We start from the raw sequence: 25,597 nt of genomic DNA on the forward strand, positions 1-25,597 counted from the left end.
GCGGGAGTGCCGCGCTCCTGCGAAGCACGGCCCTCCCCCCGTGGTCGGCCGCCCGGTCCGCTGCCGGCCCAGACCGCCGATCCTGCCGGACCGGGGCCGGGCCCCACCCCGCACAACCCCACGGCGTCGGGGAGTTCACCCGATCGAGAACACCGGCTCGCAGCCCGCCAGTTCGCAGCTGGCCTCCCACAGCCGGGCCGCGGTGGCCTTGTCGGCCAGGTGCTCCCACAGCGGCTCCGGCCTCGGCTCGCCGCGCAGCCCGAACACCCGCGGGCTCCACAGCACCGGGCCGCCGTGAACTCCCGTGTCCAGCACGGCCCGTACCGCCGGCCAGGCGGCGGCGTCCTTGCCCTGGACGACCAGGCCCAGCGGCAGGCGGCTCAGCCGCTCGCCGGCGGTGCGTTCGTGCAGCGGCGGGCGGGCGGGGGTGAGGGCGTCGAGCGCGCCGCCCGGGTGCGTCAGGACGCTCAGCGTGGCGCTCCCGGCGGCGCGCAGGCGGCGGTCGAGCTCGACGGCGAACAGCATCTGGGCCAGCTTGGAGCGGGCGTAGGCGCGCTTGGGCCGGTAGTCGCGGGCGCTCTGGAGGTCGGCGAGGTCCAGGCGTTCGGACTTGGCGGCGAAGCTGCCGGTGGTGACGATCCGGCTGCCCGGGGTGGCCAGCAGCAGCGGGGCCAGGCGGGCGGTGAGCGCGAAGTGGCCCAGGTGGTTGGTGGCGAACATCAGCTCGTGGCCGCTCCCGGCGGTGCGGCGCGGCGGGTCGTCGAGGGCGATGCCCGCGTTGAGGACGACCGCGTCCAGGCGCTCCGGTCGCAGCGCCCCGGCGGACGCCTCGATCGAGGCCGGGTCGGCCAGGTCCAGCGGCAGGTGGCGCAGCCTCGCGCCGGGCACCCGCGCGCCGATCGCGGCGATCGCCGCCGCGGCCTTGGCGCGGTCGCGGCTGCCCAGGACGACACTCGCCCCGGTGGCGGCCAGCTGCTCGGCGACGAAGTAGCCGATGCCGGCGTTGGCGCCGGTGACCAGGAACACCTTCCCCTCGGCGCGGGGCAGCCGGTGGACGTCCCACGGCGGGCTCTGGAGTGCGGAGTTGGGCACGGGTGCTCCCTGGGTGTGCTGTGCGCGGTCGCCGGGGCGCGTCGATCACGCCCCGGCCCCAGGTTCGCGCGGGCCGCTCACACCTCACCGGCAGAGCGCTGTCCCCGCTGTCGGACGGCCGTCGCCACCACGTACGGGGGTGCTCAGTCGACGCAGAACTCGTTGCCCTCGACGTCCAGCATCGGGATGCACGAGTCCTGGCCGTCGTACAGCACCTGCACCAGCGTGGCGCCCAGGGCCTCCAGCCGGGCGGCCTCGGCCTTGAGCACGGCCAGGCGCTCCTCGCCGACCAGCCCGGTGCCCACCCGCACGTCCAGGTGCACCCGGTTCTTGACGGCCTTGCCCTCCGGCACGCGCTGGAAGTACAGCCGCGGACCCGCCCCCGAGGGGTCGGTGCACGCCGACCAGGAACCCCGCTCCTGCGCCGGCTGGGAGGCCTCGTACGCGTCCCAGGAGGCGAACCCCTTCGGCGCTGCCATGACGTACCCCAGCACCTCGCACCAGAAGCGGGCGACGCGCGCGGGCTCCGCGCAGTCGAAGGTCACCTGGAACTGCTTGATCGCTGACATCCGGGCACCGTAGCAGGGGGCGCCGCGGCGCTTCACGGATTATCGGCCGTCACGGTCCAGTCCGCGGACGGGCCGGTGCCCCCGGGCCGGGCGCCCAGGCCGCCCTCGCGGGTCTCCGTCAGGTAGAGGTCGTTGTCGTTGAGGTCCGACTCCGAGCGGACCCGGGACCGGCCGCCGTCCGCCACGCTCCACGCCGCCTCGGTCGCGCGGCACTGGCCGTAGCGGATGCTCCAGTTGTCACCGATCGCCACACACCCCCAGGCGCCCTTCTGCGGGTCGAGCGCCGCCACGTTCACCGCAGCTCCCACCGCCCGCAGCTCCCACCGCTGCCCGGGCGCCGCCGCGTCGCACGGCTCCAGCCGCACCTGGGTGGTGCCCGGGACGTGGTGCAGACAGGTGCCGGTCCGGGCGTTGCGCAGGCTGTACGTCACCGGCCGCTCCGCCGCGCGGGCGGCGGCGGGGGACAGGAGCAGGACGGCGGCGAGGACGGCTGCGGCCGCCGCGCGCCGGGGGCGAACGGGCATGGGGTGGCTCTCCGTTGAGATGTGGTGCAGCGCTCAACGACCGACGCACGGTCGGGAAACGAACCATCCCGGGCCCGAGGAGCTCACGAACCCAGCGGACCCTGGGCCTGCCGGGCCTGCTGGGCCTGCTGGGCCTGCTGGACCTCCCGTGCCTCCCGGGTGAACGCGGCGGTGTGGTCGGCGGCCCACCGGCCGAACGTGCGCGGCGCCCGCCCGAGGACGTCGGCGACCGTGGAGGTGACGTGGGCGGGCCGGCCGAGCGCGGCGTTCCACGCGGCGAGCAGCATCTCGACGGCCGGCGCGGGCACGTCCTTCGACAGGCTCCGGAACTCCTGCGGCGTCATCTCCTCGAAGGCGATCCGGCGCCCCAGGGCGTCGCCGATGGCGCCCACCTGCGCGGCCTGGGTCAGCGACTCGGGGCCGGTGAGGACGTAGTCGCCCCCGGCGTGCCCGTCCTGATGGAGCGTGCGCGCCGCGACGGCCGCCACGTCGCGGTCGTCCACGGGCGCGGTCTCGGCGGCGCCGTAGGGCCAGCGGACGACCTCGCCCGCCCGGATCGCCGGGGCCCACCAGGCCAGCGCGTTCGAGGCGAGCATCCCGGGCCGGACGACCGTCGACTCGACCCCGGTGGCCGCGAGGAGGCGTTCGAGGTCGGCGTGCATCGCCGCCACGGGATTGGGCTGCTGGAAGAAGGGGTGCGGCGTCCGGTGCGGGGAGGTGAGCAGGACGACCCGCCGCACGCGCGCCGCCAGCCGCGCGAGGACCGCCCCGGCGGTGGCGGGCGGGGCGGTCCACAGGAGGAAGACCGCCCCGGCGCCGTCCAGCGCCGGGTCCAGCGACTCGGGCGCGGTGAGGTCGCCGGTGAAGACCTCGACCCCGGCCGGCAGGTCCGCCGCCGCCTCGGCGCGACGGGCGAGGGCGCGCACCGGCACGCCCGCGTCGAGGAGGTGGTCGACGACGAGGCGCCCGAGGCGGCCGGTGGCTCCGGTGACGAGGACGGGGGGAAGGCCTGGCTGCGGGTTCATACCGCCATGAAAACATTACCGGGTTAAGAAGGCAATCCGGTTAAAGAATGTCGGGCGGTGCGTGCCGCCTGGGCGCGGAGCAGCGCGGAAAGTCGGCCCGTCCGACTTTCCGCGCCGCTCCCGTCCCGGGGCGGGCTACTCCTGGGCGGCCTTGCGGCAGGCGGTGGCCGCGACGACGGCGGGGACGTAGTCGTCCCGCAGGAGGTGGTAGCAGCCCTGGAAGGCCTCCTGGCCGCCGGCCGCGCCGACCGAGCAGGCGTCCTCCACGAGCTGGGTGTCCGCGTCGGGCTTGTTCTCCAGGACGTAGTAGAAGCACCCCTGCGGGGTAGCGCTCGCGACCGGGGCGAGGGCGACCGCGCCGCCCAGGGCGAGGGCGAGGGTGCAACCGGCGGCGGCGACTCGTCGGACCAGCTTCATGGCAGGCAAAACCTTTCGGTGGGTGCGGAGTTGACGGCCGGCGGCGGGCATCCATCGCCCACGAACCCCCGGCCCCGCCCATACCTACCGGACGCCCCGCCCCGCCCGGCCCGGCGCCGCGCCGACACCCGACCAAGATCACCCCGAAGGGGTGCCCCGCAGTACCTCGGCCGGGTCGGTGCGGGCGTGCATGGCGACCACCCGGCCGTCGTGGACGGTGAACACGTCGGCGACGGTGAGGTCCAGCGCGTCGCCGTCCGTCAGCGTGCCGTGCACGTGGTGGACGATCACGACGTCCGCGCCGCGCCGGTACGCGGTCGGCTCCGAGTGCAGCTCGGACCACATCGCGTACGAGGCGCTCAGGTACGCGTGCACGGCGTCCCGGCCCGTGTGCGCGCCCCCGTCGGGCAGTTCCTCGGGCTCCACCCGCGCCACGTCCGGGTGCAGGTCGGCGACGGCGGCGTCGATGTCGCCCCGGGCGTAGGCGGCGTAGGCGGCCAGGACGAGGGCGACGTCGGGATCGGCGGGGTCGGCGGGGTTGGCGGGATGCGCGCGGTGTGCGGGGGAGGGGGTCACGGGCGGCGGGCCACGAACACCAGCTCCCGCCCCGGCCGGTCCGGCGCCCCGCGCACCTCCTCCAGCACGAAGCCCGCCCAGGCCAGGTCCTCCTCCACCTCGGCCCGCTCCCGGAAGCGCAGCGTCGAGTCCGAGGTCAGCACCTGCCCGTCCGCGCCGAACACGTACGTCGAGCGGAACGACACCAACGGCCATTCCACCCCGGTCAGTTGGATCCAGTGCTCCACCGGCCCGACCCCGGCGACCTCCGTCACCCGGTGGGAGTGCTCCCGGGTCCACCCCTCCCAGGCCCGGGCCGCCGGATCCCGGGTCTCGAACACCAGGCGCCCGCCCGGGCGCAGCGCCCCCAAGGCCCCCCGCAGGGTGCGCCGCCAGGCCGCCGGATCGGCGATCGCCTGGGCGACGTTGGCCGTCATCGTCGCCAAGTCGACATCCAGCGGCGGGAGTTCACCCGCGTCCCCGTGGATCCAGCGCACCCGCTCGGCCCCCGGCTTCGCCCGGGCCACCTCGACGGAGGCCGCCGCCGGATCCACCCCGACCACCTCGATCCCGCGTCCGGCCAGCAGCAGCGCGAACACCCCGGTACCGCAGCCGAGGTCCAGCACCCGGCGCGCGCCGAACTCCTCCACCATCCCCACGTAGGCGTCCAGGTCGCCGCGGTCGGGGTCCAGCGGGTCGTAGACCGCGGCGAGCCGCGGATGCGCGTAGCACTCGTCAGCCATGCCGACCACCTTACGGTCCGTCCCCGAACCCCCGAACTCCCGCCCGCCGACGGCGGAAACCCGGGTGACCCGGCCGGTCGCGGCGGCGACACTGGCGCCATGACCGCTTCCGCCGCCCCCCGACTGCTGCGCCCGCGCGCCCTGGCGCCCGGGGACCTCGTCGTCATCGCCGCGCTGTCCGGTCCGCTGCCGGCCGCCCACGAGCCCAACGTCGAGCGGACGGCGGCGGTGCTGGAGCGGATGGGATTCCGCGTGCGCCGAGCCCCGCTGCTCGCGGCGGGCCGCCGCCACTGGTGGAGCGCGGCCGCGCCGGCCGAGATCGCCGCGGAGCTCAACGCCCTGCTGCGCGACCCCGAGGTGCGCGCGATCGTCGCCAGCGACGGCGGGCAGACGGTACTCGGTTACCTCGACCTGATCGACGTCGAGGCGATCACCGCCGACCCCAAGCCGATCCTCGGCTACAGCGACATTTCGCTGCTGCACCTGGTGCTCCACGCGCGCACGGGCCTGGTCGGCTTCCACGCCGACATGGCCGTCCCCGGCTTCGGCGGGAGCTGGCCGTACGCGCCCGCGGCACGGCAGGCGCAACTGGAGGAGCTCTACGCCGGGTTGCTGACCGGCACCGGGGCGATCGGTGCGCTGCCCGCCGGCGAGTCGTGGGAGTGCTGGCGCCCCGGTCGCGCGGAGGGCCCGCTGATCGGCGGGGTGATCAACCGCATCGTGCTGGCGCAGGCGACGCCCTTCGCGCTGCCGCTGGAGCGCTTCGACGGCGCCGTGCTGTTCTGGGAGGAGATGGGCGGCCTGGCCTCCCACGTGTGGAGCTACCTCCAAGTACTGCGGCACAGCGGCGTCCTGGACCGGATCGCGGGCATGGTCGTGGGCGTTCCGCGCGAGATCGGCGGACTGGAGCCCGGCGCGTCCCCCACCCTGCGCGAGATCGTCCTCGACGTCCTGGGCGGGCGTGACATCCCGGTCCTGGGCAACGTCGACTTCGGGCACGCCGGCCCCAACCTGCCGATGCCGGTGGGCATCCGCGCCGGCCTCGACGCGCAGCGGCGCACCTTGGCGCTGCTCGAACCGGCCGTAGGCCCGCGGCAGCCGCTCCCGGCGGCGCTCAACTAGCCCTGTTCCGTCGCCGGTTCGGGCGATTGCCGTATCCGCCCCGGCGCCGGGAGGATCCTCCTCAGAAGCACCGCTTCGTGGCGGTGTGCCCGAAACGAGAGGATCGCCCCATGCGCCGCCGGTTCTTCGCCCTCGTCCTGCTCGCCTCCGCCGGGATGCTCGCCCTCGCCGTCCCCGCCCAGGCCGCCACCGGGCTCCTGGTGGTCAACGGCGTGCCCCACGAGAACCCGCAGCGCGGCTGCTACCCGGCCACCTCGCCGGTGCACGTGGCGAACCGCACGAACACCACGGTCCTGGTGCACTCCGCCGCGAACTGCCGGGGCCCGGTGACGGCCCAGATCGGGCCGGGGCAGTCCGCCGAGGCCGTCGGGGCCAGCTACTTCGTCGAGTAGACCGGCCGACGGGTGCTCAGGATCCGGACGAGCTGCTGGAGGAGGAATCGTCGATGACGACGATCTCCTCGGAGCTGGAGGAACTGCTGGAGGAGGAGTGGTCGATGATGACGACGTCGTCGGAGCTGGAGGAGGTGTGCTCGCTGACGGCGTCCCGCTTCGGGCCGGTGCGCCCGTCGCCCCGTCCGAGGACTGGCCCGCCGTTCACGCCCGTCGCGCTCCCCGGCCCCGGCCCGGGCCGCGCGCCCGTCCCCGTCGTGGTGGCCGCCGCGGCGGGGGCGGCGGGGGTGAGGAGCAGCGCGGCGGTGGCGAGGAGGAAGGTGCGGCGGGCGGGCCGGTTCATGGGTGCTCTCCGGTACGGGTGGTGAGGGTGGTGAGGGTCAGGGCGTGGCGCAGGCGGGCGGTGAAGTGGCCGGTGGTGGGGTGGCGGGCGTCGGGGTCGGGGTCGAGGGCCTGCCGGAGGGTTTCCGGGAGGTCGGGCCAGAGGGCGGCGGGCCAGCCGGTGAGGGGCTGGACGGGGTGGGTGAGCCGGTGCTCCCGGGTGCGGGCCCGGTCGCCGGTGGCCGGCTGGTGGGGGCGTTGCCTAAGGACGCGGTGGAGGATCGCGGCCGCGCTGTACTGGTCGGCGGCCGGGGTGGGCACGGGGCGTGGGCGGGGTGCGAGGCATTCGGGTGCGGCGTAGGCGGTGGTGGTGCAGCGGTTCAGCGCGGCGGCGGCGGGGTCGCCGTCGCGTGCGCAGCTGTCGAGGTCGATGAGGGTGAGGGTGCGGCCGTGGCCGAGGACGATGTTGCCGGGGCTGAGGTCGGCGTGGACGACGCCGTGGCGGTGGAGGCCTTCGACGGCGTGGCCCAGGGCCAGGGCGAGGTGGGTGAACAGCTCGGCGCTGTCGGGGGACCAGGCGGCCATGGAGCGGTCGAGGTGGGGCAGCAGTTGGTGCAGTGTCAGCCCGCGCTGCCAGGTGGAGGCGAGGTAGTGCAGGTCGTGGTGGACGCCTTCGCCGGCGAGGTCGGCGGTGTCCGGGTGCGTGGCGGCGGCCCGCAGGCCGTGGGCCTCGTTGCGGGCGCGGGCGAGCACGTCGGACGCGGCGTCGCGGCAGGTGGTCTTGAGCGCGACGTGCCCGCCGTCGGGGGCCGTGGCCAGGAAGACGTTCTGGCACTCCCGGCGGCGCAGCAGCCGCAACGGCTCGTACCCGGCGACGTCCCCGCCCAGCAGCCGCTCGCCGTCGCGGCCGTGCGGGCAGCGCGTTTCGGGCCGGCGCGGTGGGGGCGGGCACGCTTCGGGCGCGGGCCGTTGCGCGGTGGCCGCCGCGGGCGCGGCTGCGGGCGCGACGGCGGCGGCCTGCGGGGCGGGCGGTGGCATCACGTCCTCGCGGGCGCACGGGCGGGGTCGGACACGGGCCGGTCAGACACGGCTGACGGTGAAGGGGATGCGCTTGGTGACGTCCTGGACGCGGACCTCGCCGCTGATCCGCGTGACGCGGGTGCCGCCGCCCGCGCAGACGACGCTGTCGCCGATCGCGTGACCGGCGTAGGAGACGAAGCGGATCTGGCCGCGGCCGCTGGTGTCGACCTTGATCTCGAAGGAGCCGATGGCGTAGCGGGAGTCGCTGGGGCCGGTGGCGATCTCGGTCTTGAAGGTGTTGGCGCCGGCGACGACCGGTGTGACGGTCATGGCGCGGTCGTTGCCGTTGGCGGAGGCGGCCCCGGTGAACGGTGCGTCGAGCCCGGCCAGGCCGACGTAGTCGCCGATGGAGCCCCCGCAGGTGTCGACGGTGGCGGCGCCCGCCGCCGGTGCGGCGGACAGCGCGTTGGTCAGGGCGGCGGTCAGGGCGAACGCGGCGGCGGCTGCCGACCGGTGTCCTCTTCGCATGGCAGGGTGTCCCTTCCGGTGGACGGATCCCCGTCAGTATGCGAATCGCCGGGCCGCGTCGCGGGGGACACCTTCGCGCGGGCCGCCAGGATCACCGCAGCGGCGTAGTGCGAGCGGCCGGGCCGGCTGCGGAGGCGGCCGCGGGTGCGCCGACTGCGCTGCCGGGTACGGGTGTTCGAGGTGGGGGGCGGCCTCGGCCGCTCAGGGCCACGGCCGCAGGTCGTCGCAGAAGGTGGTGGCGGTGCCCGCGAGGCGCCAGCGGCGGCTGTGCCGGGAGTGGGTCCAGGTCTCGGGCGCGGTGCGGGTGGCGTCGATCCAGGCGGCGAGTTCGGGCAGGGCGCCGTGCCGCAACGCGAGCCGGGCGGTGGGGCGTTCGGCGGCCGGCAGCGGGGAGACGCCGACCCGTACGGTCGACCACCAGGCCGGGTGGAAGCCGCCCGTGCCGTAGTTGGAGCGCACCGGCGGGATCCACTCCGCGTGCAGCAGGGTCCCGTCCTCCCAGGGGCGGCTGTCGAAGTCCAGGCGGACGGTGTCCGCCCGCTCGGCGCCGAGCACGCCGAGCGCGTCGCGGACGTCCGTGGCGGTGAGCGGCCACGACAGCCCGCTGGGCAGACGGCGGTTACGGGAGGGCACGGCCCGAGGATGGCACGCGCCCGGGCCGGGGCGCACGCGAGTTCGCGCTGATCGGGGCGGGGGCGATGATCAACGGTGGCCGGCGGCCGCCTAGGGTCACGTGCATGTCCAGGACCACACCGCCGCGCCCGCTCGACGTCGAGGCGCTCTTCCCGGAGATGACGGCCCACCGGGGCACCACCACCCGCCTCCACCCGCGCCCGGGGCGCCCCGACGCGACGGTCAGCTCCGTGGGCGGCCCGCTGCTGTGGCCCTCGGACGAACCCTGGCCGGTGTGCACCGACCCCCACAACCACCGGCGCGGCCACCGGCCGGCCGACGTCCACGAGCGGCGCCGGATCCTGGACGCCGCCTGGCGCCGGGACCCGACCACCGGCCCCACCGACGAGGAGCGGCAGCTGCTCAAGGAACTCGAACGGCGCCACCGCGTCGAGGAAGGGGGCACCGCGGCCGACCCGCTGCCCCTGATCGGCCTCGCCCAGCTCTACCGGGCGCAGATCCCCGACCTGCCCGCCGGGCCGGACGGCTGCGACCTGCTCCAGGTGTTCTGGTGCCCCTTCGACGCCCACGGCCCCGGCCGCACCGGCATGCTGCTGGACCTGCGCTGGCGCCGCTCCTGGGAGGTCGCCGACGTGCTGACCGACCCGCCGCGCCCGCAGGTCGTCGGCTACGAGGGGTACCTGCCCGAGCCGTGCGTGCTGCACCCCGAGCAGGTGGCCGCCTACCCGTTCGCCGGCCTCCTCCCGGAGGACCTGGGCGCCCGCATCCACGCCTGGGAGGAGGCGCTGGAGGAGGAGGCCGCCGAGCAGGCGGCGGACGCGGACGGGGACGGGGACGGGGACGCGGACGGGGACGGGGACGGGTGCGGCGACGGCGAGGGCGACGGGGAGGAGCCGGTGGGCTACCAGCGCGACCTGTCCATCCCGCCGGGCTGGCGGGCCGGCGGCTTCGCCTCCTGGCACGTCACCGACCCGGCCCCGATGGACTGCCCGGCCTGCGCGGCGCCGATGCACCTGCTGCTGACCGTCGACAGTTCGGAGTGGGACGGCGGCACCGGCAGCTGGAAGCCGCTGGAGGAGGAACGGGACCCGCGCTCCTCCAGCACCCCGACCGGGGTCACCGTGGGCCGCTGGGGCGAGCTCAACGTCTTCGCCTGCCCCGCCGACCCCGCCCACCCGCACCGCTGGAGCGTCCAGTAGGGCCGGTCGGGACCGCCCGCAGGCGCCCGGCGGCGCTCGGCGAGGCCGTCAGGTCGCGGCCCGCTCCGGAGGGAAGTCGGCGCCGAGAGTGACCTCCCGCCAGTCGTCGAAGCCGGCCCTGAGGGAGTCGAGCTTGGCGGTGGCGATGTCGTACGCGGCCTTGCCCAGGAGCAGGCGCAGCGGCGGCTGTCCGGCCGTGACGGCCTCGATGACGGCCCGGGCGGCGCGGGCCGGGTCCCCGGGCTGGTGGCCGTAGGTGGCCAGGGTGCCGGCGCGTCGTGCGCCCGCCGTGGGCGCGTAGTCCTCGATGGCGGTGGCGGACTGGCGCATCGAGGGGCCGGACCAGTCGGTGCGGAACGCGGCGGGCTCGACGATCGTCACCTTGACGCCCAGCGGCGCGAGTTCGGCGGCGAGCGCCTCGGAGAGGCCCTCCACGGCGAACTTGGTCGCGTGGTAGTACCCGGTGGCGCCGAAGCCGACCAGGCCGCCGAGCGAGGAGATGTTGACGATGTGGCCCGCGCGCCGGGCGCGCATGCCCGGCAGAACGGCTCTGGTGGTGTCGACCAGACCGAAGACATTGGTGTCGAACAGGGCGCGGACCTCGTCGTCCTCGCCCTCCTCGACGGCGGCGAGGTAGCCGTAACCGGCGTTGTTGACCAGGACGTCGATCCCTCCGAAGGCGGTCTGCGTCCGGGCGACCGCCCTCGCGATCTGCCCGGAGTCGGTGACGTCCAGGGGCAGGGCGAGGGCGCGTTCGCCGTGCCCGCGGACCAGGTCGGCGACCTTGCGGGGGTCCCGGGCGGTGACCACGGCCCGCCATCCGCGCTCCAGTACGGCGGCGGCCAGGGCCCGGCCCAGGCCGGAGGAGCAGCCGGTGATGAACCAGACCGGCACGTCAGGGGAGGTCATACGGGAGGTGCCCTTCGCTCGAAGCGTGTTGCGTGGTGTCGTGTGCGGTGTCGGATGGGATGTCGGGTGGGACGTCGCGGGGACCGGCGCCGGTGGAGCCGGCGAGCAGGGCCAGCGACTGCTCGGCGGCGCTGCCGGGTTCGGCGCGGTAGACGACGAGGTGCTGGCCGGGGGCGCTGTTGACGGAGAAGGTCTCGAAGCCCAGGGTGAGGTCCCCGACCAGCGGATGGCGGAAGCGCTTCGTCGAGGCCGTCTTGGCCCGTACCTCGTGGCGCGCCCACATGCGGGCGAAGTCGGCGCTGCGCACGGACAGTTCACCGACCAGCTCCCGCAGCCGCCGGTCGTCCGGGGTGGGATCGGCGGCTCGCAGCGCCGCCACGCACCCCTGCGCGACGACGGGCCAGTCCCGGTAGAAGTCCCGGGCGTTCGGGTTGAGGAACATCGCCGTGATCAGACCGGTGTCGCCGCCGAGCCAGGAGAACAGCGCCTCGCCCAGGGAGTTGACGGCCAGCAGGTCGAGGTAGCGGCCGTAGACCAGGGCCGGTGTGTCCGCCCAGGCGTCCAGCAGGGCCACCAGCTGCGGGCCCGCGTACTCCCGGGCGGACTCGGGGCGTCCGGGGTGCGGCGGGTCGACCAGGGCGCGCAGGTAGGCGGCTTCCTCGCCCTTCAACAGCAGGGCGGCTGCCAGGGCCCGCCGGACCTGGGGCGAGGGATTGCTCTCGCGTCCCTGTTCCAGCCGCACGTAGTAGTCGGTGCTCACCCCGGCGAGGACCGCGATCTCCTCGCGCCGCAGACCGGGAGTACGGCGCGCCCCCGCGGGCATCCCGTGGTCCTCGGGACGCACCAGTGCGCGCCGGGCCCGCAGGAACTCGCTGAGCCGGTTCGTGTGCATGGCCACCACCGTAGGGGGACGCGGCACAAAGAAGGTGGCCCTGGCACACCCACCCGCTCGACCACCCGCTCGACCGGCCGTACGGGCGGGCCGTTCTGGCACAATCGACCGCATGTCCGAACAACCCCACGACGCCCTGAGCGAGTTGACGGCACTGCACCCGGCGGTGGCGGCGGCCGGTTCGGTGTGCGAGGCCCTGCGGGCGGCGGCCGAGCGGGCGGGGCACGTCCTCGTCGTCGAACCGGCCGCGGCGCAGGGCCTGGGCCCGCTGGGCGCGACGGTGCGCGCCGAGGGGCGGACCGCGTACGCCACGCTGCTGCGCGGCGGCGAGGGCGAGGGGGAACACGAGGGCGGTGGCGGCGGGGGCCGGGTGCTCGCGGTGGACTGCTGGGACTACCGGGCCTGCGCGGCCACCGGCAGCACCCGGGACCCGGCCGAGGCCGCCGACGTGCTGCGCGCCTGGGTCCAGGGCGCCGGGGTGGACGAACTCACCGCCCGGTGGCCGTTCCTGCGCACCCGCGACCTCGCCGCGGCCGACCTGCGCGGCGAACGGGAGGCCGTCGCCCGGCGCTGGCGGGGCCGGCTGCAGGGCCCCGCCCGCGGGATGGCCGGCGAATGGCGCAGGCTCGCCGTGGCCGCCCACGCCGAGCCCAGGCTGCGGGTGCTCTCGCCCGGGCGGGCCATGTACTGGTTCACCCTCAGCCGCCGCGCCACCCCGCCGGTCAGCCAGGACCTGCCGCAGACCAGGCCGCTGGGCCGCGGCCGCTACGAGGTGACCCACGCCGACGGGCGGGTGCGGACGGTGGAGGGCGCGGCGGCGGCCGTCGCGGTGATCCTGGAGGGCCTGCCCGGCGACCTGCGGTGACCGGCCGGACGGTGGCACACTCGACCGCATGTCCGAACAACCTCCCGAGCACACCGACCCCTTGGGCGCGTACGCGGCGCTCTACCCCGAGGTGGCGGCGGCCGGCTCGGTGCGCGACGCCCTCCGGGCGGCGGCCGACCGGGCGGGCCTGGAGCTGGCCGTCGAGCTGACCTCCTCGCCGGGCTGGCGTTACGTGGCCGCGAAGGCCGAGGCCGAGACCGATACCGAGACCGGGGCTGAGGCCGACGGCCGCTCGGCGACCGTCATCATCCCGCGCGGCGAGGAACGGGTCTTCCTGGTCGACTGCTGGCTCGGCGGCATCCACATGGCCACGGGCGGGGCCCTGGAGCTGGCCGACGTCGCCGCGGTGTTCCACGCCTGGGTGCGGGGGAGCGGGGTGCGTGAACTCACCGCCCGGTGGCCCTTCCTGCGCACCTGGGACCTCGCCGAGGCCCACGAGCGGGGCGAGGCCGAGGCCGTCGCCGCGCGGTGGCGGATGATGCAGCGCGGCCCCCTGCCCCACCGCGACGCCGAACTCCTGGACCTGATCCGGGCCGCCCACGCCGAGCCCCGGCTGCGGGCCCTGTCACCGGGGCAGTCGATGTGGTGGTTCACCCTCAGCCGCCGGGCCGCGCCCCCCGGCGTCGGCGAGTTCCCGCGGACCAGGTCGCTGGGCCGGGGCCGCTTCGAGCTGACGTTCCCCGACCGCAGCGTGCGGGTGGTGGAGGGCGCGGAGGCCGCCGTCGCCGTGATCCTGGAGCACCTGCCCCCGGACCTCACCCCCTGACCCGCCGCCCGCCGCCCGCCGTTCACCCGGCCCGGCGGGCCAGTTCGGCGTTCGCGCGCTCGGTGATCAGGGCCAGCGCCCGGCCCGCGGCGGCCAGGTCCGCGTCCGGGATGCCCGCGTACAGGCGGGCCGAGATCCCTGCCGTCTCGGCCCCGGCGCGCTCGTACAACTCGCGCCCGGCCGTGGTGAGTTCGAGCCTGCCGTCGGGGTGCTCGACCAGCAGGGCGGCCGCCGTCAGCTCGCCGACGACGGCGCGCACCGCCGCCTCCGGGGCCTTGAGCGAGCCCGCGACCTCGGCGACGAGCTCGCCGGCCCCGACCGACCCGCCCGCGGCGGTGACGGCACGCAGCGTCACGTTCTGCTCGAAGGTGGCGCCGTGGCGGGCCAGGACGCCCTCCAGGAGGGCGCGGGCGGCGTAGTGGGCCAGGGCGATGGAGCGGGGGTTGAGCGCGGGGGCGGCCGCGGTGGTGGTCGCGGTCGCGGTGGTGGTGGTCATGGCCGGTGCTGCTCCTCGTCGTCGTCGGTGTGCGGGTCCAGCGGTACGTCGAGCAGGGCGGTCAGCTCGCGGGTGAACTCCCGCGCGCGCGGGCTGTGTCGGCCGCCGAGGGGTTCCAGCAGCCGCTCCAGCAGGCCCTGGACCACGGCGACCGCCCGGCCGGTGACCTCGCGGCCCTGTTCGGTGAGCGAGAGCTGCATCGCGCGCGGGTCCTTCGGGTCCCGGGTGCGCTCGACCAGTCCGGCGGCCTCCAGGGCGCGGGCGAGCTTGGAGACGTAGAGGGCCTCCAGGCCGGTGCGGTCGGCGAGTTGGCGCTGGCTGGGGCGCTGCCCGGTGCGGGCCAGGCCGTACAGCGAGCCCAGCAGCGCGTACTGGGCGTGGGTCAGGCCCAGCGGCGCGAGGGCCCGGTCGACGGCGACCCGCCACTTCATGGACAGGCGCCAGACCAGGAATCCGGCGGTGGCGCTCTCGGCTGCTTCGCTCATGACGGATACCGTACATGGCTACTATGTCCATGGCTACTGTTTTCCCGGCCGGGGAGAATGAAGCCGAACGCCACAGCGGAGGAGCGGCCCCGTGCCCGAGCAGCAGCAGGAGCGGCAGCACCGGATCGTCCTGGTGCGTCACGCCAAGTCCGCCTGGCCCGACGGCGTCGACGACCACGAACGCCCCCTCGCCCCGCGGGGCCTACGGGCCGCCCCGCTCGCCGGGCGACGGCTCGCCGGCCACGGCTGGACGCCCGACCTCGCGCTCGTCTCGACCGCCGAACGCGCCCGCCGCACCTGGCAGTTGATGGCCGCCGAGCTCCCCGCCCCACCGGAGGCCGTCCGGGACGGGCGCCTCTACGGCCTCGACACCGGCGAACAGCTGATCGCCCTCCTCGCCGCCCTCCCCGACCCCGTCGCCACCGTCCTGGTGCTCGGGCACAACCCCGTCCTCCACGAGGCGGCCGACGCCCTGGCCGGTGAGGCCGACGACCCGGCGCAGGCGGCCCGGCTGCGCGAGCGCTTCCCGACGGCCGCCGTCGCCGTGCTCGCTTTCACCGGCCCCTGGCAGCGCCTGCGGCCCGGCACCGCGCGGCTGGTCGACCACTGGACGCCCAAGGGCGGCCGAGGGCGGCCGGGGCGGCAGTCGCGGCGGGCCCCCCCCGGTCCGGGCGGCGCGACACCCCGGGGCCGGGTAGCCCCCGCCGGCCCCAATGCTGCGCCGGGGCGGGGTGGTTCACCCGAACGGGATTCGTGTGTTTACCGCTCCCGCACCCGTCGCAGCCCGATGTCGGAGACCTCGCCCAGGTGGCCGAGCTTGTCGGGGTTGGACACGGAGTGCAGCGCCCGGATCGCGCCGTCGACGATGTCCAGCTCCAGGACGGCGGCCACGCGCCCCCGCGGGTCGTAGGAGACCGCGCCCGGGCGGCCGTTGACCGTCGCCGGGTGCAGGGTGATGCCGAGTTCGCGGCCGCGGCCGAAGCCGAAGGCGAGCAGCTGGGCGACGCGCTCGCGACCGGCGACCGACTTTCCGACCGCCTGCGCCTTGCCGCCGCCGTCGCCGTGGAAGACCACGTCGGGGGCGAGCAGGTCCAGCAGCTCGGTCAGGTCCCCGCCGGCGGCCGCCGCGAAGAAGCGGCGCGCCAGTTCGTCGCCCTCCGCCCGCCGGGCCGCGGGGAGCGGGGTGTCCGCGCCGCCCGCGGCCAGGCGTTTGCGGGCCCGGGCCAGGATCTGACGGCAGTTCGCCTCCGACTTGCCGGTCAGCTCCGCGACCTCCGGGTAGCCGTAGCCGAAGGCCTCGCGCAGCAGGAACACCGCCCGCTCCACGGGGGAGAGGGCCTCCAGCATCAGCAGCAGGGCCATCGACAGCGAGTCGGCCAGTTCGGCGTGCTCGGCGGGGGCGTCGCCGGGGCGCTCGGCGAAGGCGACCACCGGCTCCGGCAGCCACTCGCCGACGTAGGACTCGCGCCGCACCCGCGCCGAACCGAGGTGGTTGATGCCCAGGCGGGTGACCGAAGTGGCCAGGTAAGCCTTGAGGTTGGTGACGGTGGTGCCCGCCCGCTGGGCGCGGGTCAGGTTGAGGAAGGTGTCCTGGACGAGGTCCTCGGCGTCGCCCACCGAACCCGTCATGCCGTAGGCGATGGAGAACAGCAGCGGCCGGTACCCCGCCGCCTCCGTCGCGCCCGCGCCGCCCGCCGCTCCTGCCGCTCCCGCCATGGCCACCCCGTCTCCCGTCCCCGGCGCCGCCCCGGCCCCGGGGTGGCGCGCGTCACCGTGGGCGGCTGTCACGGGCCGCCCGGCCGCCCTGTCCCAGAGGGCAGCAGCGGACAAACGTACCGAGGAGAACGAGCGTCATGAACACTGCCCTGTGGACCGTCACCGCCCTGCTGGCCGCCGCCTACCTGCTCGGCGGCGCCTTCAAGGTGCTGGTGCCCAAGGAGCGGATCGCCGCCGCCGGGCGCAGCGGCCGCTGGGTCGAGGACTTCGGCGCGGGGGCGGTGAGGGCGATCGGCGCCCTCGAAGTCCTGGCCGCGCTCGGCCTGGTGCTGCCCGCGCTGGTGCACGTCGCGCCGGTGCTGGTGCCGCTGGCCGCGCTCGGCCTGGCGCTGCTGATGGCCGGCGCGGCGGCGGTGCGCCTGCGGCGCCGGGAGTACCCGCTGGTGGCGGTGGACGCGCTCTACCTGCTGCTGGCCGCCTTCGTGGCCTGGGGCCGCCTGTAGGGCCCGTCGCCCAACTGCCCCTCGGAGGGCCCTTGCTAGGGTGCGCGGATGGAAGACCTGGACCTGGGAACCGTGGCCTGGCCGCCCGCGCCGATCCGCACCGAGCGCCTCGTGCTGCGCGGCAGCCGGGAGTGCGACCGTGCGGCGTTCGTCGACCTGTTCTCCTCGCCCGAGGTGCACACCTACCTCGGCGGGGCCCGGCCGCGCGCGCAGGTGGAGCGCGAGCTGCCCGGGGCGCCCGAGGACCGGCCCGGGACCTTCGTCGCCGAACTCGACGGGGCGATGGTCGGCCTGGTCCTGCTCCGCCGGGCGACCGGCCACCGCCGCCCGGCCGCCACCGGCCGGCTCGACCTCGGCTACCTGTTCCTGCCCCGGGCCTGGGGGCGCGGCTACGCCGCCGAGGCGTGCGCGGCGGCACTGGCCTGGCTCGCCGGAGCGCTGCCCGGCGAGGCGGTGGTGCTGACCACCCAGAGCGCCAACACCGCCTCGATGCGGCTCGCGGCGAAACTGGGCTTCACCGAGGTGGAGCGCTTCCAGGCCTGGGACGCCGAGCAGTGGCTCGGCATCCGCCCCCCGGCACCCGGCGCCTGACCGCGCTTCCGCTCAACTGCGCTCAACTGCGCCGCGCCCGCCCGGCGTTCGGCTGCGCCGCGCCAGGACGGCGATCGCCTCCCGGCACCAGTCCCGGTTGCCCCGCTCGAAGGCCAGGCCGCGCAGGCAGGTCAGGTACGGGCCGATCCGCTCGCCCTCGCGCAGGAACCGCGCCTCGTCCCACCCGCCGCGCATGCCGTGCAGCATCCGCTCGAACAGGTCGATCTTCGCCTGGGCGAACTCGGCGCGCTCGGCGAGCTGTTCGGCGAGCACGGCGGGGTCGAGGTGGTCGGCGGCGCGGACCTTGACCATCAGGTCGTCGCGCACGAAGGAGGGCTTGGCGCTCGCGGCGGCGAACTCGTCCAGTTCGGCGAGGCCGGCCGCGGTGACGGTGAACAGCCGCTTGGTGGGGCGCCCCTCCTGCGCCACCTCGCGTCCGGCGACCAGCCCGTCCCGTTCCAGCCGGGCCAGTTCGGCGTAGAGCTGCTGCGGCTGGGCGTACCAGAAGTTGGCCACGCCGAGGTCGAAGGCCTTGGCCAGGTCGTAGCCGCTGGTCTCCCCGTCCAGCAGGGCGGCCAGCACGGCGTGTCGCAGGGCCATCGGGTCGGCCCTCCCTCCTGTTGCCGGATGTGCTCCGCATGGTAGTAGTCATCAATCTGACTAGTCACATCCATGACTATCCCGGGAGTGCCGCCATGACCGCCGCCGCCACCACCGCTGCCACCGCCGCCGAGCGCCTGCGCGCCGCCGTCGACGCCCGCGACCTCGCCGCGCTGGACGACCTGTTCACCGACGACATCCGCTTCTACAGCCCGGTCAAGTTCGGCCCCTTCGAGGGCAAGCCCATGGTGCTCGGCCTCTTCGGGGTGCTGCTGCGCACCTTCGAGGACTTCCGCTACGTCGGCGCGTACGAGGGCGCCGCGCAGACCAGCGCGGACGGTACCGAGGCGCCCTCGGCGGTGCTGCTGTTCCGGGCGGTGGTGGGCGGCAAGGAGATCCACGGCATCGACCTGGTGCACGTCGACGAGCAGGGCCGGATCAAGGAGTTCACCGTGATGGTCCGTCCCCAGTCCGCCGTCCAGGCCCTCGGCCAGGCGGTCTTCGCCGGCCTGATCGCCGCCGGCCTGGTCCCCGCCCCGCCCACCGCCTGAGACCCCCTGCCCGAGGTCCAACGCCCGTCCGGTGCAGGCCTGGTGCACCCCCGCCCGCCCCGGCCTGGCCTGGAGGGGTGGCGGCGCTTCGGGACACGGCTGTTGCCGTTCGCGGACACCCCAGGCCCGCCGGAGCGGGCAGGATGTGGGCGAACGTTCCGAGGGGGGACGGCCGACGGGGGTGGCGTGATGGGGAGTGCGGCGCGGCGCGGGGGCGCGGTGGTCGCGGCGGCGGTGCTGGCGCTGGGGGCGGCGGCCTGTACGGGGCAGGACGGCGGCACGCCGGAACCCGCGGCGAAACCCACGGCGAAACCCGCGGCGACAGCGGTGGCGACGGCCGCGGCCACTGCGGCGGTGCACCGGGTGGTGCTGCCCGAGCCGGCCCCGGCGTCGGCGCAGTGGGTCCTGGACGAGCTGGCCACGATGCACAAGGGCACGCCGGACTGCCCCGTCCCGACGCCGGAGAACACGGTCGTGCTCGACCGGAGCGAGGGCTCCCAGGACTGGGCGGACGTGGTGTGGCTGGAGGACGACTCCCACCTGTGCCTGGCCTCGACCACCCGCGTCGACGGCCGCCTGAACACCGACGTCACCGGTGGCCCGCCCGGGGCCTTCACGGCCCGCAGGCGGCCGACGATGATCGGCGACCACCGGCGGCTGTCCCTCTTCGTGCTCTTCCCCGTGGACACCAAGCAGGTCGTGCTGCGGGGCGATGCCCGGCACCGGTTCGGGCCGCTGCACCAGCGGGTGATCGACCTCGGCGGCGGGAGGGCGGTCACCGTCGTCCGGTACGGCTTCGCCACCCAGGTCCCCGGCGCCCCGGCTCCCGGGGCGCAGACGATGGAGCCGCCGTACACGGACGACCTGCCCCAGCTGTGCCCGACCGTCACCGAGCCGTGCCGCGCCGCGGACGTCGACGGCTGAGCGGGCCGTGGTCCCCCGTTCAGTCCAGCAGGGCCGCCACCGCCGCCACCGGCCAGTGGCCGGCGGCGCCGGGGCGGGTGGCGAGGTAGCCGGCGGTGCGCCAGGGGCCCCAGGTGTGGGATTCGGCGAGGCCGGCGGCCAGGGTGCGCAGGTAGGCGGGGGAGGGGGCGGTGGGGGTGGCGCCGGCCAGGCCGGTGGGGGAGGTGAGGGTGAGCACCGGGCGCCCCCGGAGCGCGCCCACGCGCAGGAGGGTCCCGGTAGCGGCCGGGGCCGAGGCGGTCGCGCCCGGTGGCCAGGACCCGGGTGAGGTCGAGGTCGGCGGCGGGGGCGCGCTGTATCTCCTGGGCGGCGACGTCGCCGAACTGGCCGGCCGTGACGAGGTAGGCGCGGCAGGGCACCCGCCCGGGCCCGGCGGGGTCGTAGAAGGCGGTGCCGCCGCCCCAGGTGGCCGAGTGCCCGGCGAAGTACACCGTGCCGGGCAGGGGCAGGGCCGCGCTGGCGCGCGGCGGGCGCCGGTCGCGGCAGCCCGGGCAGGCGCGTGCCGCGCCCGCGGGGCGGCCGCCGCAGAGGTAGCAGGAGAAGCGGGCGGCGTGCAGGTTGGACCCGTACGCCGCGTACCAGAGGAGCCGGTCCCGGCCGGTGGTGCCGGGGCGGGCGGCCCGGGCGCACACCGAATTCACAGGAAACATCCGCACGGAAAAGGGCGGCGGCAGCCTCCCACACAAAGATGAGAATGACGTGCACAGGTCGAGAATCCGTCCGAAACCCCCCGATTCGGTAGCCGACCCCTCACTACCTGTACCGTTCCGGTCGCCATGGTGTTCATCACTCTTCCCTCCGTCGTCACGCCCCTCCGGTTTCCGCCGATTAGCCTTCACCATCGAAAACGCTCGAAACCCCCCGAAATGACATTCGATTCGTATCGATGCCTGAGGAAACGGCATCGATGATGAGAATTCTCTTTGACCGCACCTTCGCTGCATCCAGCCGACTCCCAGCGGAGTCATGGTGAGTGGGCGCGTCCCACCAGGTGACGACCAGGTCACCGCACGTAGCAGGCAATGCGCCCTCCCAGGAAAACGGAGCCGAGGAACCCACCCCATGGACGCACGGCATGACACGTCCGGCCCAGTCACGCTGCACCGCCCCCACCCGGGGCAGGCAGCCGGCTGGCCGGTGGCCCAGCCCGCCCACCCCCGAAGCCTCCTCGACGTCATCGCCGCCACGGCCGACGCGCACCCGCACGCGCCCGCCCTGGACACCGGCGACGCCGTCCTCGACTACAGAACCCTGCTGCAGGAGGTCGACGCCCTCGCCGGCGTCCTGGCCGGCCACGGCATCGGCACCGGCGACCGGGTGGGCGTACGCATCCCCTCCGGCACCGCCGACCTGTACGTCGCCATCCTCGCCGTGCTGCGCTGCGGCGCCGCCTACGTCCCGGTGGACGCCGACGACCCCGACGAGCGCGCCGAGATGATCTGGCAGGACGCCCGGGTCTGCGCCGTCGTCGGCGCCGAGCGCCGCCTGTTCGCCGGCCCCGCCGCCCGCCCCTCGGGCCGCCCCGCCTGGCCCACCCCCGCCGACGACGCCTGGATCATCTTCACCTCCGGCACCACCGGCCGCCCCAAGGGCGTGGCCGTCACCCACCGCAGCGCCGCCGCCTTCGTCGACGCCGAGGCCAGGATCTTCCTGCGCCCCCAGCCGCTGGGCCCCGGGGACCGCGTCCTGGCGGGCCTGTCGGTGGCCTTCGACGCCTCCTGCGAGGAGATGTGGCTGGCCTGGCGCCACGGCGCCTGCCTCGTCCCCGCCCCCCGCTCCCTGGTCAAGGCCGGCACCGACCTGGGCCCCTGGCTCGTCCAGCGCCGCATCACCGCGATCTCCACCGTCCCCACCCTGCTCGCCCTGTGGCCCCAGGAGTGCCTGGACCAGGTCCGCCTGATCATCGTCGGCGGCGAGGCCTGCCCGGCCGAACTGGTCGAGCGCCTGGCCGTCCCCGGCCGCGAGTTCTGGAACACCTACGGCCCCACCGAGACCACCGTCGTCGCCACCGCCGCCCGGATGCTCCCCGGCGAGCCGGTGCGCATCGGCGCCCCCCTGGACGGCTGGGAGATCGCCGTCGTCGGCCCCGACGGCCACCCCGTGCCCTGGTACGAGAGCGGCGAACTGCTGATCAGCGGCATCGGCACCGCCCGCTACCTCGACCCCGCCAAGGACGCCGAGAAGTACAGCCCGCACCCCGCGATCGCCTCCCCCCGCGTCTACCGCAGCGGCGACCTGGTCCGCAACGACCCCGAGGGCCTGGTCTTCCTCGGCCGCGCCGACGACCAGATCAAACTCGGCGGGCGCCGCATCGAACTCGGCGAGATCGACGCCGCCCTCCAGGCCCTGCCCGGCATCCGCGCGGCCGCCGCCGCCGTCCGCAAGACCCCCGTCGGCGCCGACCTGCTGGTCGGCTACCTCGTCGCCCAGCCCGGCACCACCCCCGACCTGGCCACCGCCCGCCGGCACCTGCTGGAGCGCCTGCCCCGACCCCTGGTGCCCGTCCTGGCCCTGGTCGACTCCCTGCCCACCAAGACCTCCGGCAAGGTCGACCGCCACGCCCTGCCCTGGCCGCTGCCCACCACCGGCACCACCGGCCCCGACGGCCCCGCCCAGCCCCTGGACGGCACCGCCGGCTGGCTCGCCGGCCAGTGGGAGCGCCTGCTCGGCATGGCCCCCGGCAACGCCGACGACTTCTTCGCCCTCGGCGGCTCCAGCCTCACCGCCGCCCGCCTGGTCTCCGAACTGCGCACCCGCCACAGCGGCGTCTCCGTCGCCGACCTCTACGCCCACCCGGTACTCGGCGACCTCGCCGGCTACCTCGACTCCCTCGCCCCGGCCCCGCGGGCCCAGGCGGCCGCGGCCGGGCCGGAATCCGCCGCGACCGCCCCGCCCCGCAGGCCGGTGCGCCCCACCCCGCGCAGCGCCGGCCTCTGGCAGACCCTGATGCTGCTCGCCATGTTCGGCCTCTCCGGCCTGCGCTGGGTGATCGTCCTGATCGCCGCCGACAACCTCATGGGCACCGACATCCCCTGGGCCCCGCACAGCTCCTGGTGGCCCGTGGCCGCCGGCGCGCTCCTCTTCTTCACCGCCCCCGGCCGCACCCTGCTCGCCGCCGCCGGCGCCCGCCTGATCACCGCCGGCATCCGCCCCGGCAGCCACCCCCGCGGCGGCCACGTCCACCTGCGACTGTGGGCCGCCGAGCGCTACACCGCCATGTTCGGCACCGGCAACCTCTCCGGCACCCCCTGGGCCGTGCGCTACGCCCGGATGCTCGGCTGCCGCGTCGGCCGCGACGTCCAGCTGCACACCGCGCCCCCGGTCACCGGCCTGGCCCGGATCGGCAACGGCGCCAGCCTCGAACCCGAGGTCGACATCGCCGGCTGGTGGCTCGACGGCGACACCCTCCAGCTCGGCCACCTCGACATCGGCGAGGGCGCCGCCGTCGGCCACCGCGCCACCGTGATGCCCGGCGCCCGCGTCGGCGCCGGCGCCCAGATCGCCCCCGGCTCCTGCGTCACCGCCACCGTCCCGCCCGGCGAGCACTGGCACGGCTCCCCGGCCCGCCCCTGCACCGAGGCCCGCACCCCCTGGCCCACCGCCCCCGCCAAGCGCACCCGCGCCTGGAACCCGGCCTACGGCGCCGCCTTCGCCCTCTTCGGCCTCGTCCCCGTCCTGGCCGCCCTGCCCGCGCTGTTCATCGTCTACCCGCTGGTCGGCACCGACCGCACCCTGCTCGCCGCCCTGCTCCAGCTGCTGCCGCTGACCGTGCCGCTGGCCGTCCTGACCGTCTTCTGCCACGCCGCACTGATAGCCCTCCTGATCCGCCTGCTCTCGCTCCCGCTGCGCCCGGGCTTCCACCCGGCCACCGGCGGCGTCGCCTTCTGCGCCTGGGGGGTCTCCCACCTCAGCGACGGCGCCCGGCGCACCCTGTTCCCCTTCTACGCCAGCCTCTTCACCCCGGTGTGGCTGCGCCTGCTCGGCGCGAGGGTCGGGCGCCGGGTGGAGGCCTCCACCGTGCTCGCCCTGCCCGCCCTGATGCGGGTCGACGACGGCGCCTTCCTCGCCGACGACACCCTGGTCGCCCCCTACGAGCTGCGCGACGGCTGGCTGCACCTGGGCCGCTCCCACGTCGGGCGCCGCTCCTTCGTCGGCAACTCCGGCATCGTCGGCCCCGGCCGCTCGCTGCCGGACAACTCCCTGGTCGGCGTGCTCTCCGACACCCCCGCCCAGGCCCCCGAGGGCTCCTCCTGGCTGGGCCGGCCCGCCTTCGCCCTGCCCCGGGTGGCCGCCGCCGGCGGCGAGGACCGCACCTACAACCCGCCCAAGCGCCTGATGTGGGCCCGGGCCGGCGTCGAGGTCTGCCGGCTGCTGCCGGTCGTCGTCGCCGCGATCCTGGCCGACCTGGTCTTCGCCGCCCTCCAGGCGATCCGCGACGACTACGGGCTGGGCACCGCCGCCGGCGCGGCCGGCCTGGTGCTGGCGGCCGCCGCCGTGGCCGCCCTGGCGCTCACCACCCTCGCCAAGTGGCTGCTGGTCGGACGCTTCCGGGTGTCCGAGCACCCGCTGTGGTCCTCCTTCGTCTGGCGCAACGAGCTCTACGACACCTTCGTCGAGGAACTCGCCATGCCCTTCGGCGGCGGCGCCATGACCGGCACCCCCTACCTCAACCTGTGGCTGCGCAGCCTCGGCGCGAGGATCGGGCGCGGGGCCTGGTGCGAGACCCACTGGCTGCCCGAGAGCGACCTGGTCACCGTCGGGGCGGGCGCCAGCGTCAACCGCGGCACCGTGCTGCAGACCCACCTGTTCCACGACCGGGTGATGCGGCTGGGCCCCGTCCACCTGGGCGCCGGCTCCACCACCGGGCCGCACTCGATCGTGCTGCTCAACTCCTCGCTCGGCGACGACACCACCGTCGGCCCGGCCTCCCTGGTGATGCGCGGGGAGAACGTCCCCGGCGCCACCCGCTGGCTGGGCAACCCGGTCGCCGCCTGGAACGCCGACGCCACCCCGCCGGCCGGGCGCCGCGCGGCCCGCGGGCGGCGCCGGGCCGCCGTGATGTAGCCCACCCGCACGGGCCCGCGCACAGGCGGTGCGGCCACGGTCGAACCCGTGGCCGCACCGCCTTCGCTTTGCCCGGACTTGGGAGAAGAACGCCATGTCCACGGCAATTGTGAAGAAGGCCGGGCGGCCCCGGCCCCCGGTGCGCCGGGCGGCGGGGGCCGGTCCCGGCGGGGCGGGGGGTCAGTCCTGGGCGGTGGGGCGCACGACGATCTCGCTGACGTCGACGCCGTCCGGCTGCGCGACGGCGTAGCCGATGGCCGAGGCCACGGCGGAGGGCGGCATGGCGATCTCGTCGCGCCGGCGCACCAGCGCGGCCGCGACCTCGGGGCCGGCCCCCTTGCCGACGCCCTCGGTGTGGGTGAAGCCGGGGGAGACGAGGGTGACGCGCAGACCGGGCCCCGCCTCCTGGCGCAGGCCCTCGGTGAGCACCTTCACCGCCGCCTTGGTGGCCGCGTAGACCCCCTGCGGGGGCCTGACGACGTACGCCGCGGTGGAGCCGACGTTGACGAACTGGCCGGCGCCCTGGCGGCGGAAGACGGGCAGGGCCGCCGCGATGCCGTTGAGCAGGCCGGTGACGTGGGTGGCGACCATGGCGTCCCAGTCGTCCTGGCGCAGCTCGTCGAACGGCGAGACGGCCATCGTGCCCGCGTTGGAGACCAGCACGTCGAGCCGCCCGTACCGCTCCAGGGCCGTGTCCGTCAGGAGCCGCAGGTCCTCGCGGCGCCGGACGTCGACGACGACGCCGGTGGCGTCGGCGCCCCGGGCGGTGACGGCGTCCACGACGGCGTCCAGCCGCTCCCGGCGCCGCGCCCCGAGCACCAGGCGGGCGCCCCGCTCGGCGAGGTGGTGCGCGGTCGCCTCCCCGATGCCGCTGCTGGCGCCCGTGATCGCGATGACCTTGCCCTGGATGCCCGACATGAGCTCCTCCTTCTCCCCGGTGCGTGCGCGGCGGGCGCCCTGGCCTACAGTGAAAACGGAGGCGCCCCCGCTTTCTCCACGTTAAGTGGGGGCGCCTCCGTTTATCAAGTCGCGGAC

Annotated in this window: 29 protein-coding genes and 1 pseudogene; 11 read left to right on the forward strand and 19 right to left on the reverse strand. The window is 75.8% G+C overall.

Translation table 11 applies throughout. The features are described from left to right. Window positions 1–135: 135 nt before the first annotated feature. From ACFXPX_RS16725 to ACFXPX_RS16755, 7 genes are all read right to left on the reverse strand, one after another. Window positions 136–1,092, reverse strand: coding sequence for an SDR family NAD(P)-dependent oxidoreductase (locus ACFXPX_RS16725; protein ID WP_380641875.1), 957 nt, complete (start codon window positions 1,090–1,092; stop codon window positions 136–138). Between the two features lie 143 nt (window positions 1,093–1,235). Beyond that, entirely contained in the window at window positions 1,236–1,661 is a 426-nt protein-coding gene (locus ACFXPX_RS16730; RefSeq protein ID WP_380526946.1) for a VOC family protein, read from the reverse strand. Window positions 1,662–1,693: 32 nt separating this feature from the next. Beyond that, window positions 1,694–2,185 carry a hypothetical protein gene (locus ACFXPX_RS16735; protein ID WP_380641878.1) on the reverse strand — a complete coding sequence of 164 codons (492 nt, stop codon included), beginning with the start codon at window positions 2,183–2,185 and terminating at the stop codon, window positions 1,694–1,696. Between the two features lie 83 nt (window positions 2,186–2,268). Further along, window positions 2,269–3,210, reverse strand: coding sequence for an NAD(P)H-binding protein (locus ACFXPX_RS16740; protein ID WP_380641881.1), 942 nt, complete (start codon window positions 3,208–3,210; stop codon window positions 2,269–2,271). Window positions 3,211–3,345: 135 nt separating this feature from the next. After that, on the reverse strand, window positions 3,346–3,627 hold the full coding sequence (locus tag ACFXPX_RS16745) for a hypothetical protein (RefSeq protein ID WP_380641883.1): 282 nt from the start codon (window positions 3,625–3,627) through the stop codon (window positions 3,346–3,348). 138 nt (window positions 3,628–3,765) lie between these two features. Further along, window positions 3,766–4,203 (reverse strand): nuclear transport factor 2 family protein, encoded by a 438-nt coding sequence (locus ACFXPX_RS16750; protein ID WP_380641885.1) that lies wholly within the window; start codon window positions 4,201–4,203, stop codon window positions 3,766–3,768. Then, entirely contained in the window at window positions 4,200–4,925 is a 726-nt protein-coding gene (locus ACFXPX_RS16755) for a class I SAM-dependent methyltransferase (RefSeq protein ID WP_380641888.1), read from the reverse strand. The genes ACFXPX_RS16750 and ACFXPX_RS16755 overlap by 4 nt, the downstream gene beginning before the upstream one ends. A 99-nt stretch (window positions 4,926–5,024) precedes the next feature. On the opposite strand from ACFXPX_RS16755, the gene ACFXPX_RS16760 reads away from it, so the two are divergent. Together ACFXPX_RS16760 and ACFXPX_RS16765 are read left to right on the forward strand one after the other, a co-directional pair. Beyond that, window positions 5,025–6,047, forward strand: coding sequence for an LD-carboxypeptidase (locus ACFXPX_RS16760; protein ID WP_380641891.1), 1,023 nt, complete (start codon window positions 5,025–5,027; stop codon window positions 6,045–6,047). Between the two features lie 110 nt (window positions 6,048–6,157). Further along, window positions 6,158–6,439, forward strand: a complete 282-nt coding sequence (locus ACFXPX_RS16765) for a hypothetical protein (RefSeq protein WP_380641893.1) — start codon at window positions 6,158–6,160, stop codon at window positions 6,437–6,439. 16 nt (window positions 6,440–6,455) lie between these two features. Here the strand turns inward: ACFXPX_RS16765 and ACFXPX_RS16770 are convergent, their stop codons facing one another. The 4 genes from ACFXPX_RS16770 to ACFXPX_RS16785 form a co-directional block, all read right to left on the reverse strand. Further along, entirely contained in the window at window positions 6,456–6,782 is a 327-nt protein-coding gene (locus tag ACFXPX_RS16770; RefSeq protein ID WP_380526961.1) for a hypothetical protein, read from the reverse strand. Continuing rightward, window positions 6,779–7,798 (reverse strand): protein kinase, encoded by a 1,020-nt coding sequence (locus ACFXPX_RS16775; protein ID WP_380641895.1) that lies wholly within the window; start codon window positions 7,796–7,798, stop codon window positions 6,779–6,781. Before ACFXPX_RS16775 ends, ACFXPX_RS16770 begins: the two co-directional genes overlap by 4 nt. Window positions 7,799–7,840: 42 nt before the next feature. Continuing rightward, entirely contained in the window at window positions 7,841–8,308 is a 468-nt protein-coding gene (locus ACFXPX_RS16780) for a hypothetical protein (protein ID WP_380526965.1), read from the reverse strand. A 201-nt stretch (window positions 8,309–8,509) separates the two neighbouring features. Beyond that, window positions 8,510–8,941 (reverse strand): hypothetical protein, encoded by a 432-nt coding sequence (locus ACFXPX_RS16785; protein ID WP_380593914.1) that lies wholly within the window; start codon window positions 8,939–8,941, stop codon window positions 8,510–8,512. Window positions 8,942–9,045: 104 nt separating this feature from the next. On the opposite strand from ACFXPX_RS16785, the gene ACFXPX_RS16790 reads away from it, so the two are divergent. Continuing rightward, a complete protein-coding gene (locus ACFXPX_RS16790; protein ID WP_380641897.1) occupies window positions 9,046–10,140 on the forward strand; it encodes a hypothetical protein in 1,095 nt (364 codons plus the stop codon). 48 nt (window positions 10,141–10,188) lie between these two features. Here ACFXPX_RS16790 and ACFXPX_RS16795 read toward each other — a convergent pair whose 3' ends face one another. Continuing rightward, window positions 10,189–11,049, reverse strand: coding sequence for an oxidoreductase (locus ACFXPX_RS16795; RefSeq protein ID WP_380641900.1), 861 nt, complete (start codon window positions 11,047–11,049; stop codon window positions 10,189–10,191). After that, window positions 11,036–11,941, reverse strand: coding sequence for a helix-turn-helix domain-containing protein (locus tag ACFXPX_RS16800; protein WP_380641903.1), 906 nt, complete (start codon window positions 11,939–11,941; stop codon window positions 11,036–11,038). The genes ACFXPX_RS16795 and ACFXPX_RS16800 overlap by 14 nt, the downstream gene beginning before the upstream one ends. Window positions 11,942–12,053: 112 nt before the next feature. Between ACFXPX_RS16800 and ACFXPX_RS16805 the strand changes: the two genes are divergently transcribed. Together ACFXPX_RS16805 and ACFXPX_RS16810 are read left to right on the forward strand one after the other, a co-directional pair. Then, window positions 12,054–12,806: a DUF6193 family natural product biosynthesis protein gene (locus ACFXPX_RS16805; RefSeq protein ID WP_380641906.1), complete on the forward strand. Its 753-nt coding sequence runs from the start codon at window positions 12,054–12,056 to the stop codon at window positions 12,804–12,806. 28 nt (window positions 12,807–12,834) lie between these two features. Beyond that, window positions 12,835–13,593: a DUF6193 family natural product biosynthesis protein gene (locus tag ACFXPX_RS16810; protein ID WP_380641908.1), complete on the forward strand. Its 759-nt coding sequence runs from the start codon at window positions 12,835–12,837 to the stop codon at window positions 13,591–13,593. A gap of 22 nt (window positions 13,594–13,615) precedes the next feature. On the opposite strand, the gene ACFXPX_RS16815 is transcribed toward ACFXPX_RS16810, so the two are convergent. Then, entirely contained in the window at window positions 13,616–14,089 is a 474-nt protein-coding gene (locus ACFXPX_RS16815; RefSeq protein WP_380641911.1) for a MarR family transcriptional regulator, read from the reverse strand. Beyond that, complete coding sequence (locus ACFXPX_RS16820; protein ID WP_380526981.1) at window positions 14,086–14,574, reverse strand: MarR family winged helix-turn-helix transcriptional regulator; 489 nt, start codon at window positions 14,572–14,574, stop codon at window positions 14,086–14,088. Before ACFXPX_RS16820 ends, ACFXPX_RS16815 begins: the two co-directional genes overlap by 4 nt. 133 nt (window positions 14,575–14,707) lie before the next feature. Here ACFXPX_RS16820 and ACFXPX_RS16825 point away from each other — a divergent pair. Continuing rightward, window positions 14,708–14,902 (forward strand): annotated as a pseudogene (locus tag ACFXPX_RS16825) (SixA phosphatase family protein); the annotation flags it as partial. A 431-nt stretch (window positions 14,903–15,333) separates the two neighbouring features. On the opposite strand, the gene sigJ reads toward ACFXPX_RS16825, so the two are convergent. Then, window positions 15,334–16,290 (reverse strand): RNA polymerase sigma factor SigJ, encoded by a 957-nt coding sequence (gene sigJ / locus ACFXPX_RS16830; RefSeq protein WP_380641913.1) that lies wholly within the window; start codon window positions 16,288–16,290, stop codon window positions 15,334–15,336. A gap of 137 nt (window positions 16,291–16,427) precedes the next feature. On the opposite strand from sigJ, the gene ACFXPX_RS16835 reads away from it, so the two are divergent. Beyond that, a complete protein-coding gene (locus tag ACFXPX_RS16835; RefSeq protein ID WP_380526987.1) occupies window positions 16,428–16,793 on the forward strand; it encodes a DoxX family protein in 366 nt (121 codons plus the stop codon). Between the two features lie 48 nt (window positions 16,794–16,841). After that, the gene (locus tag ACFXPX_RS16840; RefSeq protein ID WP_380526989.1) at window positions 16,842–17,384 is read left to right on the forward strand and encodes a GNAT family N-acetyltransferase; all 543 of its coding nucleotides are present in this window, start codon (window positions 16,842–16,844) and stop codon (window positions 17,382–17,384) included. Window positions 17,385–17,396: 12 nt separating this feature from the next. On the opposite strand, the gene ACFXPX_RS16845 is transcribed toward ACFXPX_RS16840, so the two are convergent. After that, window positions 17,397–17,984 (reverse strand): PadR family transcriptional regulator, encoded by a 588-nt coding sequence (locus ACFXPX_RS16845; protein WP_380526991.1) that lies wholly within the window; start codon window positions 17,982–17,984, stop codon window positions 17,397–17,399. A 95-nt stretch (window positions 17,985–18,079) separates the two neighbouring features. On the opposite strand from ACFXPX_RS16845, the gene ACFXPX_RS16850 reads away from it, so the two are divergent. Both ACFXPX_RS16850 and ACFXPX_RS16855 read left to right on the forward strand, forming a co-directional pair. Continuing rightward, window positions 18,080–18,535, forward strand: coding sequence for a nuclear transport factor 2 family protein (locus ACFXPX_RS16850; RefSeq protein ID WP_380526993.1), 456 nt, complete (start codon window positions 18,080–18,082; stop codon window positions 18,533–18,535). Window positions 18,536–18,724: 189 nt separating this feature from the next. Further along, window positions 18,725–19,459, forward strand: coding sequence for a hypothetical protein (locus ACFXPX_RS16855; protein WP_380641915.1), 735 nt, complete (start codon window positions 18,725–18,727; stop codon window positions 19,457–19,459). A gap of 19 nt (window positions 19,460–19,478) precedes the next feature. Here the strand turns inward: ACFXPX_RS16855 and ACFXPX_RS16860 are convergent, their stop codons facing one another. Beyond that, complete coding sequence (locus ACFXPX_RS16860) at window positions 19,479–19,700, reverse strand: hypothetical protein (protein ID WP_380593938.1); 222 nt, start codon at window positions 19,698–19,700, stop codon at window positions 19,479–19,481. Between the two features lie 860 nt (window positions 19,701–20,560). On the opposite strand from ACFXPX_RS16860, the gene ACFXPX_RS16865 reads away from it, so the two are divergent. Next, a complete protein-coding gene (locus ACFXPX_RS16865) occupies window positions 20,561–24,562 on the forward strand; it encodes a Pls/PosA family non-ribosomal peptide synthetase (protein ID WP_380641917.1) in 4,002 nt (1,333 codons plus the stop codon). A 180-nt stretch (window positions 24,563–24,742) separates the two neighbouring features. Here the strand turns inward: ACFXPX_RS16865 and ACFXPX_RS16870 are convergent, their stop codons facing one another. Then, on the reverse strand, window positions 24,743–25,480 hold the full coding sequence (locus ACFXPX_RS16870) for an SDR family oxidoreductase (protein WP_380641919.1): 738 nt from the start codon (window positions 25,478–25,480) through the stop codon (window positions 24,743–24,745). Between the last annotated feature and the right edge of the window lie 117 nt (window positions 25,481–25,597).

Origin of the sequence: Kitasatospora sp. NPDC059146, assembly GCF_042786665.1 — a bacterium.
Lineage (GTDB): Bacteria > Actinomycetota > Actinomycetes > Streptomycetales > Streptomycetaceae > Kitasatospora.

Coding starts and splice junctions, on each gene's coding strand:
- ACFXPX_RS16730 (WP_380526946.1), bottom strand. CDS start 1,661: ATGTCAGCGATCAAGCAGTTCCAGGTGACCTTCGACTGCGCGGAGCCC.
- ACFXPX_RS16735 (WP_380641878.1), bottom strand. CDS start 2,185: ATGCCCGTTCGCCCCCGGCGCGCGGCGGCCGCAGCCGTCCTCGCCGCC.
- ACFXPX_RS16740 (WP_380641881.1), bottom strand. CDS start 3,210: ATGAACCCGCAGCCAGGCCTTCCCCCCGTCCTCGTCACCGGAGCCACC.
- ACFXPX_RS16745 (WP_380641883.1), bottom strand. CDS start 3,627: ATGAAGCTGGTCCGACGAGTCGCCGCCGCCGGTTGCACCCTCGCCCTC.
- ACFXPX_RS16755 (WP_380641888.1), bottom strand. CDS start 4,925: ATGGCTGACGAGTGCTACGCGCATCCGCGGCTCGCCGCGGTCTACGAC.
- ACFXPX_RS16760 (WP_380641891.1), top strand. CDS start 5,025: ATGACCGCTTCCGCCGCCCCCCGACTGCTGCGCCCGCGCGCCCTGGCG.
- ACFXPX_RS16765 (WP_380641893.1), top strand. CDS start 6,158: ATGCGCCGCCGGTTCTTCGCCCTCGTCCTGCTCGCCTCCGCCGGGATG.
- ACFXPX_RS16770 (WP_380526961.1), bottom strand. CDS start 6,782: ATGAACCGGCCCGCCCGCCGCACCTTCCTCCTCGCCACCGCCGCGCTG.
- ACFXPX_RS16775 (WP_380641895.1), bottom strand. CDS start 7,798: ATGCCACCGCCCGCCCCGCAGGCCGCCGCCGTCGCGCCCGCAGCCGCG.
- ACFXPX_RS16780 (WP_380526965.1), bottom strand. CDS start 8,308: ATGCGAAGAGGACACCGGTCGGCAGCCGCCGCCGCGTTCGCCCTGACC.
- ACFXPX_RS16790 (WP_380641897.1), top strand. CDS start 9,046: ATGTCCAGGACCACACCGCCGCGCCCGCTCGACGTCGAGGCGCTCTTC.
- ACFXPX_RS16795 (WP_380641900.1), bottom strand. CDS start 11,049: ATGACCTCCCCTGACGTGCCGGTCTGGTTCATCACCGGCTGCTCCTCC.
- ACFXPX_RS16800 (WP_380641903.1), bottom strand. CDS start 11,941: ATGCACACGAACCGGCTCAGCGAGTTCCTGCGGGCCCGGCGCGCACTG.
- ACFXPX_RS16805 (WP_380641906.1), top strand. CDS start 12,054: ATGTCCGAACAACCCCACGACGCCCTGAGCGAGTTGACGGCACTGCAC.
- ACFXPX_RS16810 (WP_380641908.1), top strand. CDS start 12,835: ATGTCCGAACAACCTCCCGAGCACACCGACCCCTTGGGCGCGTACGCG.
- ACFXPX_RS16815 (WP_380641911.1), bottom strand. CDS start 14,089: ATGACCACCACCACCGCGACCGCGACCACCACCGCGGCCGCCCCCGCG.
- ACFXPX_RS16820 (WP_380526981.1), bottom strand. CDS start 14,574: ATGAGCGAAGCAGCCGAGAGCGCCACCGCCGGATTCCTGGTCTGGCGC.
- sigJ (WP_380641913.1), bottom strand. CDS start 16,290: ATGGCGGGAGCGGCAGGAGCGGCGGGCGGCGCGGGCGCGACGGAGGCG.
- ACFXPX_RS16835 (WP_380526987.1), top strand. CDS start 16,428: ATGAACACTGCCCTGTGGACCGTCACCGCCCTGCTGGCCGCCGCCTAC.
- ACFXPX_RS16840 (WP_380526989.1), top strand. CDS start 16,842: ATGGAAGACCTGGACCTGGGAACCGTGGCCTGGCCGCCCGCGCCGATC.
- ACFXPX_RS16845 (WP_380526991.1), bottom strand. CDS start 17,984: ATGGCCCTGCGACACGCCGTGCTGGCCGCCCTGCTGGACGGGGAGACC.
- ACFXPX_RS16850 (WP_380526993.1), top strand. CDS start 18,080: ATGACCGCCGCCGCCACCACCGCTGCCACCGCCGCCGAGCGCCTGCGC.
- ACFXPX_RS16855 (WP_380641915.1), top strand. CDS start 18,725: ATGGGGAGTGCGGCGCGGCGCGGGGGCGCGGTGGTCGCGGCGGCGGTG.
- ACFXPX_RS16865 (WP_380641917.1), top strand. CDS start 20,561: ATGGACGCACGGCATGACACGTCCGGCCCAGTCACGCTGCACCGCCCC.
- ACFXPX_RS16870 (WP_380641919.1), bottom strand. CDS start 25,480: ATGTCGGGCATCCAGGGCAAGGTCATCGCGATCACGGGCGCCAGCAGC.